General features: G+C 72.3%; 12 protein-coding genes and 1 pseudogene. 9 read left to right on the top strand and 4 right to left on the bottom strand.

The genetic code is table 11. From position 1 onward, the window contains the following. The first annotated feature begins 391 nt into the window (after window positions 1–391). A pseudogene (locus OHO27_RS14345) lies at window positions 392–2,628 on the top strand (DEAD/DEAH box helicase). Window positions 2,629–2,665: 37 nt separating this feature from the next. On the opposite strand, the gene OHO27_RS14340 reads toward OHO27_RS14345, so the two are convergent. Then, window positions 2,666–3,571 (bottom strand): LysR family transcriptional regulator, encoded by a 906-nt coding sequence (locus tag OHO27_RS14340; RefSeq protein ID WP_328423889.1) that lies wholly within the window; start codon window positions 3,569–3,571, stop codon window positions 2,666–2,668. 86 nt (window positions 3,572–3,657) lie between these two features. Here OHO27_RS14340 and OHO27_RS14335 point away from each other — a divergent pair, with 86 nt between their 5' ends. Both OHO27_RS14335 and OHO27_RS14330 read left to right on the top strand, forming a co-directional pair. Then, complete coding sequence (locus OHO27_RS14335; protein WP_328423887.1) at window positions 3,658–4,488, top strand: oxidoreductase; 831 nt, start codon at window positions 3,658–3,660, stop codon at window positions 4,486–4,488. 249 nt (window positions 4,489–4,737) lie between these two features. Then, complete coding sequence (locus OHO27_RS14330) at window positions 4,738–6,315, top strand: S8 family peptidase (protein WP_328423885.1); 1,578 nt, start codon at window positions 4,738–4,740, stop codon at window positions 6,313–6,315. Between the two features lie 7 nt (window positions 6,316–6,322). Here OHO27_RS14330 and OHO27_RS14325 read toward each other — a convergent pair whose 3' ends face one another. Together OHO27_RS14325 and OHO27_RS14320 are read right to left on the bottom strand one after the other, a co-directional pair. Then, the gene (locus tag OHO27_RS14325; protein WP_328423883.1) at window positions 6,323–6,691 is read right to left on the bottom strand and encodes a hypothetical protein; all 369 of its coding nucleotides are present in this window, start codon (window positions 6,689–6,691) and stop codon (window positions 6,323–6,325) included. Window positions 6,692–6,724: 33 nt separating this feature from the next. Beyond that, window positions 6,725–7,339, bottom strand: coding sequence for a serpin family protein (locus tag OHO27_RS14320; RefSeq protein WP_328423881.1), 615 nt, complete (start codon window positions 7,337–7,339; stop codon window positions 6,725–6,727). Between the two features lie 99 nt (window positions 7,340–7,438). Here OHO27_RS14320 and OHO27_RS14315 point away from each other — a divergent pair, with 99 nt between their 5' ends. The 6 genes from OHO27_RS14315 (at window position 7,439) to OHO27_RS14290 (ending at window position 14,080) form a co-directional block, all read left to right on the top strand. Continuing rightward, window positions 7,439–8,641, top strand: a complete 1,203-nt coding sequence (locus tag OHO27_RS14315) for a DUF4190 domain-containing protein (RefSeq protein ID WP_328423879.1) — start codon at window positions 7,439–7,441, stop codon at window positions 8,639–8,641. Window positions 8,642–8,787: 146 nt separating this feature from the next. Continuing rightward, window positions 8,788–9,540: a GntR family transcriptional regulator gene (locus OHO27_RS14310; protein ID WP_328423877.1), complete on the top strand. Its 753-nt coding sequence runs from the start codon at window positions 8,788–8,790 to the stop codon at window positions 9,538–9,540. A gap of 390 nt (window positions 9,541–9,930) precedes the next feature. Further along, on the top strand, window positions 9,931–10,122 hold the full coding sequence (locus tag OHO27_RS14305) for an SPOR domain-containing protein (protein WP_328423875.1): 192 nt from the start codon (window positions 9,931–9,933) through the stop codon (window positions 10,120–10,122). A 31-nt stretch (window positions 10,123–10,153) separates the two neighbouring features. Next, window positions 10,154–10,558 carry a (deoxy)nucleoside triphosphate pyrophosphohydrolase gene (locus OHO27_RS14300; protein ID WP_328423873.1) on the top strand — a complete coding sequence of 135 codons (405 nt, stop codon included), beginning with the start codon at window positions 10,154–10,156 and terminating at the stop codon, window positions 10,556–10,558. Window positions 10,559–10,678: 120 nt separating this feature from the next. Further along, window positions 10,679–11,110 (top strand): ATP-binding protein, encoded by a 432-nt coding sequence (locus OHO27_RS14295; protein WP_328423871.1) that lies wholly within the window; start codon window positions 10,679–10,681, stop codon window positions 11,108–11,110. 261 nt (window positions 11,111–11,371) lie between these two features. Then, complete coding sequence (locus OHO27_RS14290; protein WP_328423869.1) at window positions 11,372–14,080, top strand: SpoIIE family protein phosphatase; 2,709 nt, start codon at window positions 11,372–11,374, stop codon at window positions 14,078–14,080. Window positions 14,081–14,355: 275 nt separating this feature from the next. Here the strand turns inward: OHO27_RS14290 and OHO27_RS14285 are convergent, their stop codons facing one another. Continuing rightward, window positions 14,356–15,831: a hypothetical protein gene (locus OHO27_RS14285; protein ID WP_328423867.1), complete on the bottom strand. Its 1,476-nt coding sequence runs from the start codon at window positions 15,829–15,831 to the stop codon at window positions 14,356–14,358. Between the last annotated feature and the right edge of the window lie 40 nt (window positions 15,832–15,871).

Raw genomic sequence — 15,871 nt, 5'->3', positions numbered from 1 at the left:
TTCGTGGGCGTGACCTCGATCGCCGCCGACCCCGGCTGGACTGACGCCGGCCCCGGGCGCACCTACTGGTAACGGGCCGGCTTCGCCGAACTGACCGACGCTGATCCTCAGCAAGGCCTTCCTGCTGGCCGCCGACACACAGATCACGGACGGATCGATCCTCGCGCAGATCACGAGAAGCCAGGTCGTGTCCGCAGAGTCCCGCCTGCCCCCGCGACGCCTGGCACGGTCCCCCACTGCCTTGAGGGCGTGGAGGTACCCCCAACTCGCCATGGCGCCGCGGGGCCCGCCCGTCGGGCGGACGACGGGACTTTGCGGATACGACCTGGCGCGCCGTGGATGGCAGGATGCCAAGGACGCGGCGAGAGGGGCGGGAAGGGGCCGGGGCGCGATGGGGCGGAATGAGCGGGAGGCGGTGGCCCGGGGCGGGCGGCTGCACGAGGCGGCGCAGGCGGTGGCCGACGACCACGCGCGGGCCGTCGCGGCCGTACGGCACGCCCTGGAGCCGATCCATGACGAGCTGGCGCGGCGCGAGCTCGACGTCATCCCCGTCGCCCGGCTCAAGGACGTCACCGAGGGCAGGCTGCGGCTGGGCGAGGTGGAGAAGGGCGGATTCCGGACGGTCGGGCAGGTCCTCGACGCCGGGCCGTACCGGTTGCGCCAGCTCCCCGGGGTCGGACAGCAGACCGCCGACCAGACCGTGGCCGCCGCCCGGCGGATCGCCGACGCCGTACGGGACACCATCGCCGTACACATCGACGTGGACCGGCCCGAGCCCCGGACCACCGCCCTGGTGATGGCGCTCGGCGTGCTGGTGGAGGCGGGCGACGAGGCGCGCCGGGCCGTCGACGCGGCCAAGGCGCTGACCGAGCGGCTCGGCCCGCTGCTGACCGAGGCCGGGCCGGCGGCCGGGCGGCTGCGCATGCTGTTCGCCGGGCAGGCCAGGCGGGACCGGGCGCTGACGGCCGTCGCAGGGATCCGCACCCTGACCGAGCAGGCCGAACGGGACGGCGTGCCCGAACTGCTCGCCCAGGCCTCGGTCGACCTGCTGCGCCGCCCGGAGTCCGAGGTGGCCGCCCTGGTCGACTTCGAGCTGCGCTCCGCCGAGTACTACGGCCTGCTCGCCGAGCTCTCCGGCCGTGCTCCCGACCCCGCGGCGGCCGAGGGGTTCCTGCCGGACGAGGTGGCCGAGCGGGTCAGGAACCAGACACTCGACGACACCCACCGCCGGGTCTCGCTGCGCGGCTACCAGGCCTTCGGTACCCGCTTCGCGCTCGCCCAGCGCCGGACGATCCTCGGCGACGAGATGGGGCTGGGCAAGACGATCCAGGCCATCGCCGCGCTGGCCCACCTCGCCGCCGAGGGGCAGAGTCACTTCATGGTGGTCTGCCCGGCCAGCGTGCTGATCAACTGGACCCGGGAGATCGAGAAGCGCAGCGCGCTGCGCGTGACACCGCTGCACGGACCCGAACGGCAGGAGGCGTTCGCGGACTGGAAGGGCCGGGGCGGCGTCGCGGTCACCACCTTCGACGCCCTGCGCGGCTTTCCGGTGCCGGGCGGCGGCGAGCTGGGCATGCTCGTCGTCGACGAGGCGCACTACGTCAAGAACCCCGCGACCCGCCGCTCCAGGACCGTCTCCGAGTGGGCCGAGCACTGCGACCGCGTGCTGTTCATGACCGGTACGCCCATGGAGAACCGCGTCGAGGAGTTCCGCAGCCTGGTCCGGATCCTGCAGCCGGGCCTGGCCGAGACCGTCGACGAGCACGACTCGGTTGCCGGTTCCAAGGCGTTCCGGAAGGCGGTCGCACCGGTCTATCTGCGCCGTAACCAGCAGGACGTCCTCACCGAACTTCCCGCGCTCCAGCACACGGACGAGTGGGAGGAGCCCAGCGCGGCGGACGAGGAGGCCTACCGCGAGGCCGTGCGGGCCGGCAACTTCATGGCGATGCGCAGAGCGGCGTACGCGCGCCCGAAGCACTCGGCGAAGCTGGACCGGCTGCGCGAGATCGCCGAGGAGGCCGCCGAGAACGGCCTGAAGGTCGTCGTGTTCTCCGCGTTCCGCGACGTGCTGGCGGTCGTGCTGGAGGCGCTGGCGCTCGCGGACGCCCCGGGAGCGGCGGATCCGGCGGATCCGGCGGAGGACGGACCGGGCAGCGGACGGCTCAACGGGCGGGTCTTCGGGCCGATCTCGGGCAGCGTGCCGCCCGCCCGCAGGCAGCAACTCGTAGACGACTTCGCCGCCGCGCCCGGCCACGCCGTACTGCTGTCGCAGATCGAGGCGGGCGGAGTGGGCCTCAACATGCAGGCCGCGTCCGTCGTCATCCTCTGCGAGCCGCAGCTCAAGCCCACGGTCGAGCATCAGGCGGTCGCCCGCGCCCACCGCATGGGCCAGGTCCGCTCGGTGCGCGTGCACCGCCTGCTCAGCACGGGCGGAGTGGACGAACGGCTGGTGCGGATGCTGGAGAAAAGACCCGCCTGTTCGACGCGTACGCCCGGCGCAGCGCGGTCGCCGAGTCGACACCGGACGCCGTCGACATCTCGGACCTCGCCGTCGCCCGCCGCATCGTCGAGGAGGAGCAGGCGAGGCTGGGCACGACCCAGGCAGAGCCCGCTACGGAAGGGGCGTGAGGGCGGGGCGATGCGTGAGGGCGGGGCGACGAGAGGGTCATGACCGCCCCGCCGCCCGGCGACAAGCCTCCGCATACGCCCGTACGAGTGGCCGCCCGGCATCCTCACGCCGCCAGGCCAGCGCATACCGGCTCGCCGACAGCCCCCGCACCGGACGCGTCACCACCGAGCCCAGCGAGACCAGCGGGGCGTTGCCCGCGGCCACCAGGCAGACCCCGAGCCCCGCGACCAGTGCCTCGTACGTCTCCTCGGTGCTCGCGATCTCCGCCCCGATGCGCGGCAGGCGCCCGCCTCGCTCCTCCAGCGCCAGCCAGTGGTCACGCAACGGCCCCGCGCTCGCCGGCAGGGCGAGGAACGGCTCGTCGAGCAGCTCAGTGAAGTCGACCTCCGCGCGGGCGGCCAGCGGATGGGCCTCGGGCAGGGCGACCAGCCGGGGCTCCTGAGCGACCACGGTCCAGCCGTAACGTCCGGCGTCCGGCAGCGGCAGCCACACGAAGGCCACCTCGGCCTCACCGTCCGCGAGGCCCGCCGTCGGGTCCTCCCAGCTCACCTGCCGCAGCCGCAGGGCGGTCTCCGGGTGCGTGGCGGTGAAACGGGAGCGGATCGCGGGCAGCAGCCCACCGCGCCCCGGACTGGTGCTCATGCCCACCACCAGCGTGCCGCGTGCCACCGCCCGCGCGGCCTCCAGTGCCGCCGCCCCCTGCGACCAGGCGTCCAGCACCCGCCGGGCGTGCGGCAGCAGTGCCGTGCCGGCCTCGGTGAGCGTCACGCCCTGCGGCGCGCGGCGGAACAGCTCCACACCCAGCTGCCGCTCCAGCGCCCGGACCTGCTTGCTGAGCGCGGGCTGGGAAACGTACAGCCGCTCGGCCGCGCGCGTGAAGTGCAGTTCCTCGGCCACCGTCACGAAGTAGCGCAGGTCCCGTACATGAACATCCATTGCCATAACCATCGGTTATCAGCGTGGGTCTTGGACGGGCAACCCCATGGCGCAGCAGGCTGGTCCACATCACGGCGATACGAGGAGCTGTCATGAACAAGGTGTGGCTGATCACCGGTGCGACCAGCGGCTTCGGACGGGCCATCGCCCAGGCGGCGCTCGCCGCGGGCGACGTGGTGGTCGGCGCGGCACGGCGGCCCGAGGGCCTGGACGACCTGGTGGCCGCGCACCCCGACCAGGTGGAGGCGCTGCGCCTGGACGTCATGGAGACCGGGGCCGCGGAAGCCGCCGTCCAGGACGTGATCGCGCGGCACGGCCGGATCGACGTCCTGGTCAACAACGCGGGCCGCACCCACGTCGGCGCCTTCGAGGAGACGACCGAGCAGGAGCTGCGCGAGCTCTTCGACGTGCACGTCTTCGGGCCGGTCGCCCTCACCCGGGCCGTGCTCCCGCACATGCGTGAGCGCCGCTCCGGGGCGATCGTGCAGATGAGCAGCATGGGCGGGCAGATGTCGTTCGCGGGCTTCTCGGCGTACAGCGGAACGAAGTTCGCGCTGGAGGGGCTGTCCGAGGGTCTCGCGGACGAGGTCGCCGAGTTCGGCATCAAGGTGCTGATCGTCGAGCCGGGCTCCTTCCGCACCGCGCTGTTCCAGGCGGGCCGGGCCGGGGCCAGCGCGGACAGCGGCCTGTACGCCAAGGTGAGCGAGACCCGCGGCATGGTCGCCGGCGGCGACGGCACCCAGCAGGGCGACCCGGCAAAGGCGGCGGCGCTGATTCTGGCGGCGCTGGAAGCCGAGGACGCCCCGCTGAGGCTGCCGTTGGGCGACGACGGGGTCAGTGCCGTGCTCGGCCACCTCGACCAGGTCCGCGACGACGTCCTGACCTGGGAGAAGCGCACGCGCGCCACGGCGTTCGACAACTGACCGCGCTCGCCCGGGGGCAGGGTTCGAGGACGGCCGGTCCATTTGACCGGCCGTCCTCGCCTGCCGCGGCGCGTCCGGCCCGAGTTGGCTGTGCACGGCCCTTGTGTAATTCCTGTGGAGCCCTCAATCTTTCGGCTGGCGCACAGGTGCGGCGACGCAGGGAATTGACATGTCCCTGCCTGTCTCGCACGTCCCACGCACCCCGTGCACCCCCCACCAGCGCACCACCGATCGAGGAGGACCCCTCAGATGGCAGTGATGCGTAACTCCCGCGGAGACACCCGGCGAAGACTGTCCGCGCTCAGCATGGCGGCCACCGCGGCCCTCGCCGCGAGCCTCGTCTCCGCACTCCCCGCCGCGGCCGCTCCCGAGGGCCGTATCCAGTACGCGGGCGCGGCCAACGCCGTAGCCGACAGCTACATCGTGACCCTCAGGGCGGACCACGCCCGCTCGGGCTCCAAGGCGGGGCGGACCCTCGTCGAGGGGTACGGCGCCGGGATCGAGCGGACGTACAAGAAGGCCCTCAACGGCTATGCCATCGAGGCCTCGGAGGCGGAGGCCAAGGCGCTCGCCGCCGACCCGGCGGTCGCCTCGGTCGTCCAGAACCGCACGTTCAGCATCGACGCCACCCAGACCAACCCGCCCTCCTGGGGCCTGGACCGCATCGACCAGAAGAACCTGCCGCTCAACAGCTCGTACACCTACCCGGACTCCGCCGGGCAGGGCGTGACCGCGTACGTCATCGACACCGGCGTCCGCATCACGCACGGCGACTTCGGCGGCCGCGCCTCCTACGGCTACGACGCCATCGACAACGACAACACCGCCCAGGACGGCCATGGCCACGGCACGCACGTCGCCGGCACGGTCGCGGGCAACGCCTACGGTGTCGCCAAGAAGGCCAAGGTCGTCGGTGTCCGCGTGCTGAACAACTCCGGTTCCGGTACGACCGCCCAGGTCGTCGCCGGCATCGACTGGGTCGCCCAGAACGCCGTCAAGCCGGCCGTCGCCAACATGTCCCTCGGCGGCGGCGCCGACTCCGCCCTCGACACGGCCGTACGCAACGCCATCGCCTCCGGCATCACCTTCGCCGTCGCCGCCGGCAACGAGTCGACCGACGCCTCCACCAGGTCACCCGCCCGCGTCACCGAAGCCATCACGGTCGGCGCGACGACCTCGACGGACGCCAAGGCGAGCTACTCCAACTACGGTTCGGTCCTGGACCTGTTCGCGCCCGGCTCGTCCATCACCTCGGCCTGGAACTCCAGCGACTCGGCGACCAACACCATCTCCGGTACGTCGATGGCGAGCCCGCACGTGGCGGGCGCGGGCGCGCTCCACCTCGCCGACAACCCCTCGGCCACCCCGGCCCAGGTCGCCTCGGCGCTGACGGCCGCCGCCACGACCGGCGTCGTCACCAGCCCCGGCACGGGTTCGCCCAACCGTCTCCTGTACGTCGGCGGCGGTACGACCACCCCGCCCGGCCCGCGCTTCGAGAACACCGGTGACTACGCGATCAGCGACAACGCCACGGTCGAGTCCCCGCTGACGGTCTCCGGCGTCTCCGGCAACGCGCCCTCGGCCCTGGCCGTCGAGGTCCACATCGTCCACACGTACGTCGGCGACCTCCAGGTCCAGCTGATCGCCCCTGACGGCACGGCGTACACGCTGAAGTCGTACGGCACGGGCGGCAGTTCGGACAACATCAACACCACGTACTCGGTGAACGCCTCCTCGGAAGCAGCGGCCGGCACGTGGAAGCTGCGCGTGAGCGACAACGCGAACTACGACACCGGGCGGATCGACGCCTGGGCGCTGCAGTTCTGATCCCGGATCAGTAGTCCTCCTCGTCCTCGCGGTAAGGCTCCGGGTCCGTGACCCAGCCGGCCGCGAGGACGAGCCGTGAGTGGCGGTGCAGGGCGAGGAAGCCGAAGGGGCGGTCGTAGGTGGCCTGGACGGTGGTGGTCACCCAGCGCAGCTCCGGGACACCGGCGCCGGCCCCGCCCAAGGCGGTCACCGCGGCCGCCTCGAAGCCGCGGGCGCCGAACCGGGCCATCGCGGGCCGCCGGGCCGCTTCGACGTACAGAGGAAAGCCGCTGACTCCGGGGAAGTGACCGGGTGGCCGCTGCACTCTCGCGGTCGTGAGCCCGAACACGTCGTGGTGGTCGAGAAGATCATGGACGGTCCGTGTCTCGTACGCCATGGTCCGGACCTCCAGGGCCGTCGGCTCGGGCGTTCAGCTCGGTGACGTGCCCCTCGGGTGTGTCCGCCACACCGACCCGTCCAGCAACGTGCTGTCCCGCCTCAGACCCTGCAGTTCCCGTCCGCACCAGGGCCCGGACTCCGGCATCCAGTACCGCTCGCGAAACGGCATCAGCCACCGAGTCCGCAACGCCAGCGCACTCGCCACCACCATCTCGGTGTCGTCGTACAGCCGCACGGGCATCCGCTCGATCAACCCACCCGTCCGCTTCACCGCCCACGCGTCCAGCGCCGTCTTGTCGGCCTCCGCATTGCCCGTCAGCACCCCGTGCGCCTCCGCGGGCAGCCCCGCCTCCCACCGCTCCCGCAGCTCCAGCGTCCGCTTGGTCCACAGGCCGAGCGCCGAGTCCAGCCCCCGCGTCGCCCCCATCGCGCCCAGCAACTCCCGCGCCGCGCCCGCCGCCTCGTCCGCCGGCAACCCCACCGCGTCGGCCAGTTCCTCCCGCGCCGGACCGCCCGCCCCGTCCGCCAGGAGGGCCAGCAGCGGCCACACACCCGCAGCAGAGAACACCGCGCCGCCCTCGGAAGCCGACGCCCGCCGCGCCGTCTGCCCGTTGACCGCCCGGACCGTCGCATTCGTGACCCGCACCGCGTCCCCCATCGCCCCACCCCGCGCTTACGATTCGCCCAGTCGTACGCCAGTTCCCACCACCCGGCACCGCCGCCCGAACGCAGGAGCACGGTACTCGTGTCCATACCTCCGCCTCCCGGACCCCACCAGCCGCAGGGGTCCCCGGGGCAGCCCCAAGGGCCGTACGCGCAGGGCCAGTACCCGTCGCCGTACCCCTACGGCGCACCCGCCGCCCAGGGGCCGTACCCGTACCACCCCTACGGCGCCTACGGCCGCTCCGTGCCCGTCAACGGCATGGCCATCGGCGCCCTCGTCCTCGGCATCCTCTGCTTCCTGCCGGCCGTGGGTCTGGCGCTGGGGCTGGTCGCGCTGGTGCAGATCAGGAAGAGGGGCGAGCGCGGCACGGGCATGGCGGTCGCCGGGTCCGTGCTGTCCACCGTCGGGCTCGCGCTGTGGTCGCTGCTGCTGTCCACGGGCGCCGCCTCCGACTTCTGGGACGGCTTCAAGGGCGCCGCGAGCGGCGAGGGCACCGCTTTCGCGCTCGCCACGGGCGACTGCTTCAACTCCTCGACCGGCAGCCTGGAGGGCGAGACCTACGACGTCGACGAGGTGCCCTGCACCGGTCGGCACGACGCCGAGGTCGTGGCCGTCGTGAAGGTGCCGGACGGCTCCTTCCCCGGCGACGACGAGCTCGCGGAGGTCGCGGACGACAAGTGCTACGAGCAAGCGGGTCTCTACGCCCTGGACGCCTGGGCCGTCCCGGACGGCGTGGACGTGTACTACCTCGTGCCGACCCGGCAGGGCTGGCGCTTCGGAGACCGCGCGATCACCTGCATGTTCGGCAGCACGGACGGCAAGCCCCTGGCCGAGTCGCTGCGCCGCGACTACATGACCCTCGACGGGTACCAGGTGAGGTTCCTGTCGGCGTCCAACCACATCGACAACGTCCTCTACGAGGAGCCCGAGGCCTACCCCGAGGACGACCTGAAGGCGAACCGGGCCTGGGCGAAGGACGTCCACCGCGTCCTCGGCGAGGAGACCGAGAATCTGCGCACACAGCCCTGGCCGGAGGACGCCAAGGGGTCCATCACCGAGTTCCTCGCGGACATGGAGGATTCCCGCAAGGAGTGGGCCAAGGCCGCTGCGGCCGAAGACGCGGACACGTTCTACGCGCACTACGAGAAGGCATACGGCTATGTCGACGGCCCCGCGACCGTCACCGCGCGCAAAGTTCTGGGCCTGGACACGACCGTGCCGACGTACGAGGACGATTCCGACAGCGGCGGCGAGGGTGGAAGTGGGGGCGGCCTCGATGTGTGAGAGCGCCCTATACGGAAAGAAAGTGCCTGGGTAAAGCCCTCCCCCGCACAAGTCATCACATCGAGTGATTCTCTGGCCTTTGCTTGCACAGGACAACCCACGGTTGCCACGCTGTTGCTGTCTGTACAACCTGATGGGAGCGGCCAGTGACTTTCGGTGAGCAGCCGGCGTACCTGCGCGTCGCGGGCGATCTCCGCAAGAAGATCGTCGACGGTTCGCTGCCACCGCACACCCGGCTCCCGTCCCAGGCCCGGATCCGCGAGGAGTACGGCGTCTCGGACACCGTCGCCCTCGAGGCGCGCAAGGTGCTGATGGCAGAGGGGCTGGTCGAGGGCCGCTCCGGTTCCGGGACGTACGTCCGTGAGCGCCCCGTGCCCCGCCGGATCTCCCGCTCCGGCTTCCGCCCGTCGGCCGGCGCCACACCCTTCCGTCAGGAGCAGGCCGACGGAGAGACGCGCGGCACCTGGGAGTCCAGCAGCGCACAGGCCGAGGCCAGCGTCGCCGTCGCCGAGCGGCTCGGCCTCCGCCCGGGCGACCGTGTGATGTGCACGAGGTACCTCTTCCGGGACGCCGGCGAGGCGATGATGCTCTCCACCTCCTGGGAACCGCTCGCCGTCACCGGCCGTACGCCCGTGATGCTGCCCGAGGAGGGCCCGCTCGGCGGCATGGGCGTCGTCGAGCGCATGGCGGCCATCGACGTCGTCGTGGACAACGTGACGGAGGAAGTGGGCGCCCGCCCCGGCCTCGCGGAGGAGCTGCTGACGCTGGGCGGCGTCCCCGGTCATGTCGTCGTGGTCATCCAGCGCACTTACTACGCGTCCGGCCGTCCGGTGGAGACGGCGGACGTGGTCATTCCGGCGGACCGCTACCGTGTCGCCTATCACCTTCCGGTGAAGTAGCGCACATGTTCGTGAAGTAGCGCACACCTCCACGGCAGTTGCCCCCGGCAAAGCCTCAACTCCCGCCCCTTCATCCGCCGTTGCAATCTGGCCGTTTTCGCAGGTCGTCGTAGGCGTGTGCACCATGCCCGCGACCGGATGCATCGACGTCTCCGCACGGCGCATTCGATGCCGTGCGCCCCCTGCGACTTGGCTGGTTGCGTACCTCTTTGTGAAAAGTCGTATTCGCTGCGTAAAGGTTAGGCGTAGGCTCGGGCATATGCGGATTGCGGTTTCCTTGGCGGGCGGGGCACGGCACAGGCCGCGAGCGAAGCGAGATGGGGGTCCCCCCGGCCGAAGGCTGGGCGAGGGACTCGGGCGGTCGTGGGCGGGAAGGAGCAGTGGAGCGCGATGAACGACAGCACGATCACTCTTCCTTGGCTCGTGGTCCGGCAGGACGACAACGGCAATCGCTACCGCGTGGGCCGGTACGCGACGCGGGCGGAAGCCCAGAAGATCGCGGACAGCCTCGACAGCCGGGGGCACAAGCAGCTGTACTGGGTCGAGCGCATCGCTCAGAACGGCGACAGCGCGGACCACTGAACTGCTTCTGCGCTCCCGTAGGCTCCGGCGCATGACGGAACGGATCGTGGTCGGCGCCGCGTTGGTGGAGGCGGGCCGGCTGCTCGCCGCGCGCCGCAGTGCCCCCGAGGAACTGGCCGGGCGCTGGGAGTTGCCCGGCGGCAAGGTCGAGCCCGGCGAGGCGCCCGAGGCGGCGCTCGTGCGCGAGCTGCGGGAGGAACTCGGCGTGGCCGCCGAGGTGGTCGAGCGGGTGCCGGGAGCATGGCCTCTGAAACCCCCCTACGTCCTGCATGTGTGGACCGCCCGCCTGCTCCCCGGTTCCGGGAACCCCGAGCCCCTCGAGGACCATGACGCGCTGCGCTGGCTGGGTGCCGGGGAACTCTGGGACGTGGACTGGCTGGACCAGGACGTGGCGGCGGTCCGGGAGGTCGCGGGACGGCTGGACCTGACAGGTTGACAGGCCGGATGGCGACCGGCGTTGAGCGGCGTTGAGAACCCCCGATGGTCTACCCGCTCGAACGGTACTGCCCTGTGGATATCGGGTATGTGCCAATCAAACCTATGAAACCGGACATGGGTGAGCTTGCTGGCCTGGGAAGTGATCGGCGTGATCGACTCCGATGGCGACTGCGCCGAGTGGACCTTCCCCGCGGAGGCGGGTGCCGTCCGCGCGGCCCGCGCCGCCGTCCGCGGCCGACTGCGCGAGTGGGACCTGGACAGCCTCGCCGACGTGACGTCGCTGCTGGTCAGGGAGCTGGTCACCAATTCCCTGCGGCACGCCACCGGCCCCATCGGTGTACGCCTGGTGCGCCCCGTCGGTCTCGACGGCATGCTCAGGGTCGAGGTCTCCGACCCCCTTCCGGACCCGCCCCGCGAACGGGTCGCCGAGCTCGAGGACGAGAGCGGCCGCGGACTTCAGCTCGTGGCGCACTCCTCGCGCCGATGGGGAACCCGACCCGGACGAAACACGGGCAAGACGGTGTGGTTCGAGCTCGCAGTGCCGCAGTGACGCCCCGGCTGGCTCGGGTACGTGCACCCCTGCCGTATCGAACGAATGGTTCAGGCCAGTGGCAGTTGTCGCGATACGTGATTCGACTGCGTGTCCGCTGGTTAGAAGACTGGAAGTGTTTCCGCTGCCGGGACCGAAAACCATCGGGAACGTGCTGTGATCGTGAACACCGTGTTGTGCGGGGCCGTAGTGCTGGATACTGCGGGCAGCCGCCACCCGGTGACCGGTGCCGGGCGCGGTGAGCTGGAGGGGACGGTTCGCGTGAGCGAGATACCAGCGAGGGCCTCGGGGTCCGACGACCCGTCGGACGGGGCGAGGGCGAAGGCCGCGGGAGAGGGGGCCCACGACACACGGGCCTCCCACATGACAGGCGTCTCCCGAGACACACAGCGCTCGCAAGCCTCGCAGGACACACAGGCATCCCGCGACACGTTCGCCTCCGACGAGGCCCGCCCCGGCGACCCCGTCTGGCAGAGCAGCCCGCCCGGCTCGATCTACGACTACATCAAGGTCGCGTCCTTCTCCATCGGCCCCGACGGCCTGGTCGACCAGTGGAGCCTGCGCGCCGAGCAGCTCTTCGGCATACCGGCCGAGCGGGCCGTCGGCATGGATCCCATCGAGGCGTTCATCGACCCCGACCTGCGCGAGCAGGGCCAGCGCAAGATGGCCGAGATCCTGGACGGACGGGAGTGGACCGGTGTGGTCCCCTTCCGGATGCCGCAGGACGCCGAGGACCTCCCCGGTCAGGACGGCCTCGCCGAGGTGTACGTCATGCCGACGCGGACCGAGGACGGTGAGAAGGCCGCCGTCTGCATCGTCGTCGACGTCCGCACCCTGCGTCGGATGGAGACCGACCTCGCAGCCTCGCAGGCGATATTCGGTCAATCTCCGTTCGGCTTCCTGCTGATCGACCCCGACCTGCGGGTGCGCCGCGCCAACCACCGGTTCGCCTCCCTGTTCGGCGGCACGCCCGACGACCACCGCGGCAAAGGCGTCCACGACTATCTGCCGCGCCCCGAGGCCGAGCGCGTCTCGGCGACCCTGCGCCGTGTCCTGGAGAGCGGCGACTCCATCACGGACATGCACGTCACCGGCTTTCTGCCCGGATCCGACGAGCGCCGCCACTGGTCCGTCAACCTCTACCGCGTGCGCAGCGGCAGCGGGCGCCCCATTGGCATCGCCTGGCTCGGAACCGACATCACCGCCCGCCGCGCCGCCGCCCGCGAGGCCGCCGCCGCCCGGCGGAATCTGGCCCTTCTGAACGAGGCCGGTGCCCGCATAGGCAACTCCCTCGACCTGGAGACGACGGCCCGCGAACTCCTCGACGTCGTGGTCCCCGGCTTCTGCGACCTGGCCACGGTCGACCTCTACCAGGGGCTGCTGGCCGGCGACGAGACCCCGCCCGGCCTCGCCGACGGCAGCGCGGAGCTGCGCCGGGTCGCCTTCGCCAGCGCGGTCTCCGACGCGCCCTTCGTCGGTGGCGGCACCCCCGTCGCGCTCGGCGCCGTCCACCACTACCCCTTCAACTCGCCCTGCGCGGACGCCCTGCGCACCGCCCGGCCGCAGTACGTGCCCGGTGAGGAGGGCGGCCTCGTGCAGTCCACGCTCGCGGTGCCGATGGTCGCTCACGACACGGTCGTAGGACTGGCGCAGTTCGCCCGTACGAAGGGCAGTGAGCCGTTCGGCGACCGGGACCGCGATCTGGCGGTCGAGCTGGCCGCGCGTGCTGCCGTGTGCATCGACAACGCACGCCTTTACCGGCGCGAGCACGAGCGGGCGCTGATACTGCAGCGGTCCCTGCTCCCGCCCGGCGACCCGGTCGCCTCCGGCCTGGACATCGCGTGCCGTTACCTGCCGGGCAACTCGTCCGCCGACCGGCCCAGCGAGGTGGGCGGCGACTGGTTCGACGTCATCGAACTCCCCGGGCACCGCACGGCGTTGGTCGTGGGTGACGTGATGGGCCGCGGGCTGCGTGCCGCCGTCGCGATGGGTGAACTGCGCTCCGCCGTACGGACGCTGGCGTTGCTGGATCTCGAACCGGCCGAGGTGCTCTCGGCGCTGGACGAGATCGCGCGCGGCCTCGGAGCGCCCGGCGGCGTCCAGCAGGCCACCCGAGCGGCCCGCCGCCCCCGGGAGGCGGACCTGTCCGAGGTGTACCTGGCGACCTGCGTCTACGCGGTCTACGACTCCGTCACGCGCCGCTGCACCTTCGCCAACGCCGGCCATCTGCCGCCGGTCCTCGTCGAGCCGGGCGAGGACGCGCTGATGCTGGACGTGCCGCCGGGAATGCCGCTCGGTGTGGGCGGGGAGCCGTTCGAGGAGGTGGAGGTCGAGCTGCCTGAGGGCGCGCTGCTGGCGCTCTACACGGATGGACTCGTGGAGTCCCGCGACCACCCTCTGGACGAGGGCCTCCAGGCCTTCGTGGGCGCGCTCACGGACCCCTCGCGCCCGCTGGAGGACGTCTGCGACCACGTCCTCAACACCCTCGACACCCACCACGGCGAGGACGACATCGCGCTGCTGATGGCACGTGTCCAGGGGCTGCCGGCCGACTCGGTCGGCGACTGGACCCTGCCACGCGAGCCGCGCAGCGTGGGCCGCGCCCGCGAGTACGCCCGCGGCCAACTCCAGTCGTGGGACCTGGAACCCCTGGTCGACACGACGGAACTCCTGGTCAGCGAACTGGTCACCAACGCCCTGCGCTACGGCGAGGGCGAGATCCGGCTCCGCCTCCTCCTCGACCGCACCCTGGTCTGCGAGGTCTGGGACTCCGGCCTGGTCCAACCCCGGCGCCGCCGCGCCCGCGACACCGACGAGGGCGGCCGGGGCCTCCAGCTGGTCGGCCTCCTCAGCGCCGCCTGGGGCTCCCGCCGGACACCGCGCGGCAAGACGGTGTGGTTCGAACTCCCCCTGCCGGACGGCGAGAACGGCCTCACGGATCCGGCGGAGGCGTTGCTGAGCCTGTTCTGATGAGAGGTGCGGGGTTCCCGCGTTCATGGGCGGCCGGCGGTGAGCCTGGCCGGCGCCTGCTCGGGTTCAGTCCGTGTCGCCTCGACGCCCACGCGTGTGCGGGCCGCCGAAGGCTGCCGGTGGGGCGGTGTCCGGGTCGCCGCCGAGGAGGACGCCGCCCAGGAGCGCGCCGGCGAGGCCGGTGATGTCGTCGGTGCGGCCTTCGACGGGGTTGCCGTGGAGGCGGATGTCCTGTTCGGCGAGGGCGTGGGCCTGCTGGGCCAGGGTGTCGGACGTCAGGAGGTCGGCCGGGGAGGGCGGCGGCGTCCGGCCGGCCGGGGCGGACGGCGGGGAGTGAGCAGCCGCCGGGCCTCCGCCAGGCGGGTGCGGGCCTCGCTGCCGACCACCGCCCGATGCGTCGCCACGACGTCGTCCGCGTCCGCGACGGCACTGCGTGCGCACAGCAGTGCGGCGGCCGCGATCACCCCGGCCCGCCCCGCGGCGACGGGCACGACCGCCTGCACGATCCGGCGCAGCACGTCGAGGGGGTCGTACGGCCCGGAGGTCAGCTGTTCCCGTACGAGGGCCAGGATGACGTCGGCGTGGGTGACGCGGGCGCGCAGCTCACCGGGAGGGACGTCCAGGTACGGGTCTCCCGCCCCCGTCAGCGACTCCCGCGCCCCGGCGATCTCCACCTCACCGCCGGTCAGCGCGGCCGGCACCGTCGCCGCGGCCGTGGCGAGGTTCGCGGCGAGCCGTTCCACGCCGTCGATGAAGACGGCGGCCTGCGCGATGGCGCCCTCGGCGGCCCGCAGCCGGCCCGCGGCCCGCTCGTTGTCGCCCGAGTCGGCGGCCTGGCGGGCGTGGTTGAGACGCGTGGTCGCGAACACCAACCGGTCCTTGGCCTGCTCGACATGCCCCGTGACGGCGTCCGTGGCGGAGGGGGCGTACCGCTCGCCCAGCTCGCGCAGGGTCGCGTCGGCACCCCCGGTACGCCCGGTCAGCTCCCGGAACCGGCCCTCGGCGACGACCAGGGCATACCCCAGCCCTCCGCCCAGGCCCTCCTCCAACCCCCGTACCTGATCGAACGCGGCGGCCTGCGCGTCCAGCAACCGCCCCGACTCCTCACACCGTCCGACGATCCCCGCGAGCGCATGCCGCCGAGCCGCGGTCTCGTCCGGAACCCCGCCCTCGTACTGCCACCGCATGCGAAAGGCGGCCGCCAGCTCGGCCTCGGCCTCCCGAAGCGCCCGAGCGAAGGGCACGCCCCGGCCGGCTCCGTCGATGTCCTCGACGCGCCCGGCGTGCGCGAGATCCTCCAGTTCGCAGCGCCCCTCGACGAACCCCAGCTCCTCCCAGCCGACCCGCACCCAGTCGTCGGCCGCCACGAGCAGCGCCCGAGCCCGCTCATCGAGCTCCCCGACCGGCTGCTCGGCCTCGCCCCGACCCGCCACCCCACCGGGTGTCGTACGCTCCCGTGCCCGCCGTCTGCGCCGCAGGAACCCGTACCCCGCGAGCACCGTCGCGGTGACGACGGCCAGCATCGGCACCACCAGATCCGTGCCCGACGTCCCCTCGTCCTCCCCCTGAGCCACCGCACCGGCGACCGGCCGGTCCGTCCCGCCCGCAACCGGCCCCCCGGCACCGGCCGTCATCCCGGGCAGCACCAGCCACACCACCCCGACGAGCCCGCCCACCAGCGCATGCGCGACCCGCACCGATATGTGCGAACCACCGCGCCGCGCCCGGCCCCGGATCGAAGATGACGTCACATTTCGGAGCGTATGAGCAGGAATGCAGGGGCGCGACCGG

It is taken from the genome of Streptomyces sp. NBC_00443 (genome assembly GCF_036014175.1).
GTDB lineage: Bacteria > Actinomycetota > Actinomycetes > Streptomycetales > Streptomycetaceae > Streptomyces.
This window is presented reverse-complemented; position numbering and strand designations above follow the sequence as displayed.

What these genes read in the sequence shown, in the direction of transcription:
- OHO27_RS14340 (WP_328423889.1), bottom strand. Translation starts at nt 3,571, where the DNA reads ATGGCAATGGATGTTCATGTACGGGACCTGCGCTACTTCGTGACGGTG.
- OHO27_RS14335 (WP_328423887.1), top strand. Translation starts at nt 3,658, where the DNA reads ATGAACAAGGTGTGGCTGATCACCGGTGCGACCAGCGGCTTCGGACGG.
- OHO27_RS14330 (WP_328423885.1), top strand. Translation starts at nt 4,738, where the DNA reads ATGGCAGTGATGCGTAACTCCCGCGGAGACACCCGGCGAAGACTGTCC.
- OHO27_RS14325 (WP_328423883.1), bottom strand. Translation starts at nt 6,691, where the DNA reads ATGGCGTACGAGACACGGACCGTCCATGATCTTCTCGACCACCACGAC.
- OHO27_RS14305 (WP_328423875.1), top strand. Translation starts at nt 9,931, where the DNA reads ATGAACGACAGCACGATCACTCTTCCTTGGCTCGTGGTCCGGCAGGAC.
- OHO27_RS14300 (WP_328423873.1), top strand. Translation starts at nt 10,154, where the DNA reads ATGACGGAACGGATCGTGGTCGGCGCCGCGTTGGTGGAGGCGGGCCGG.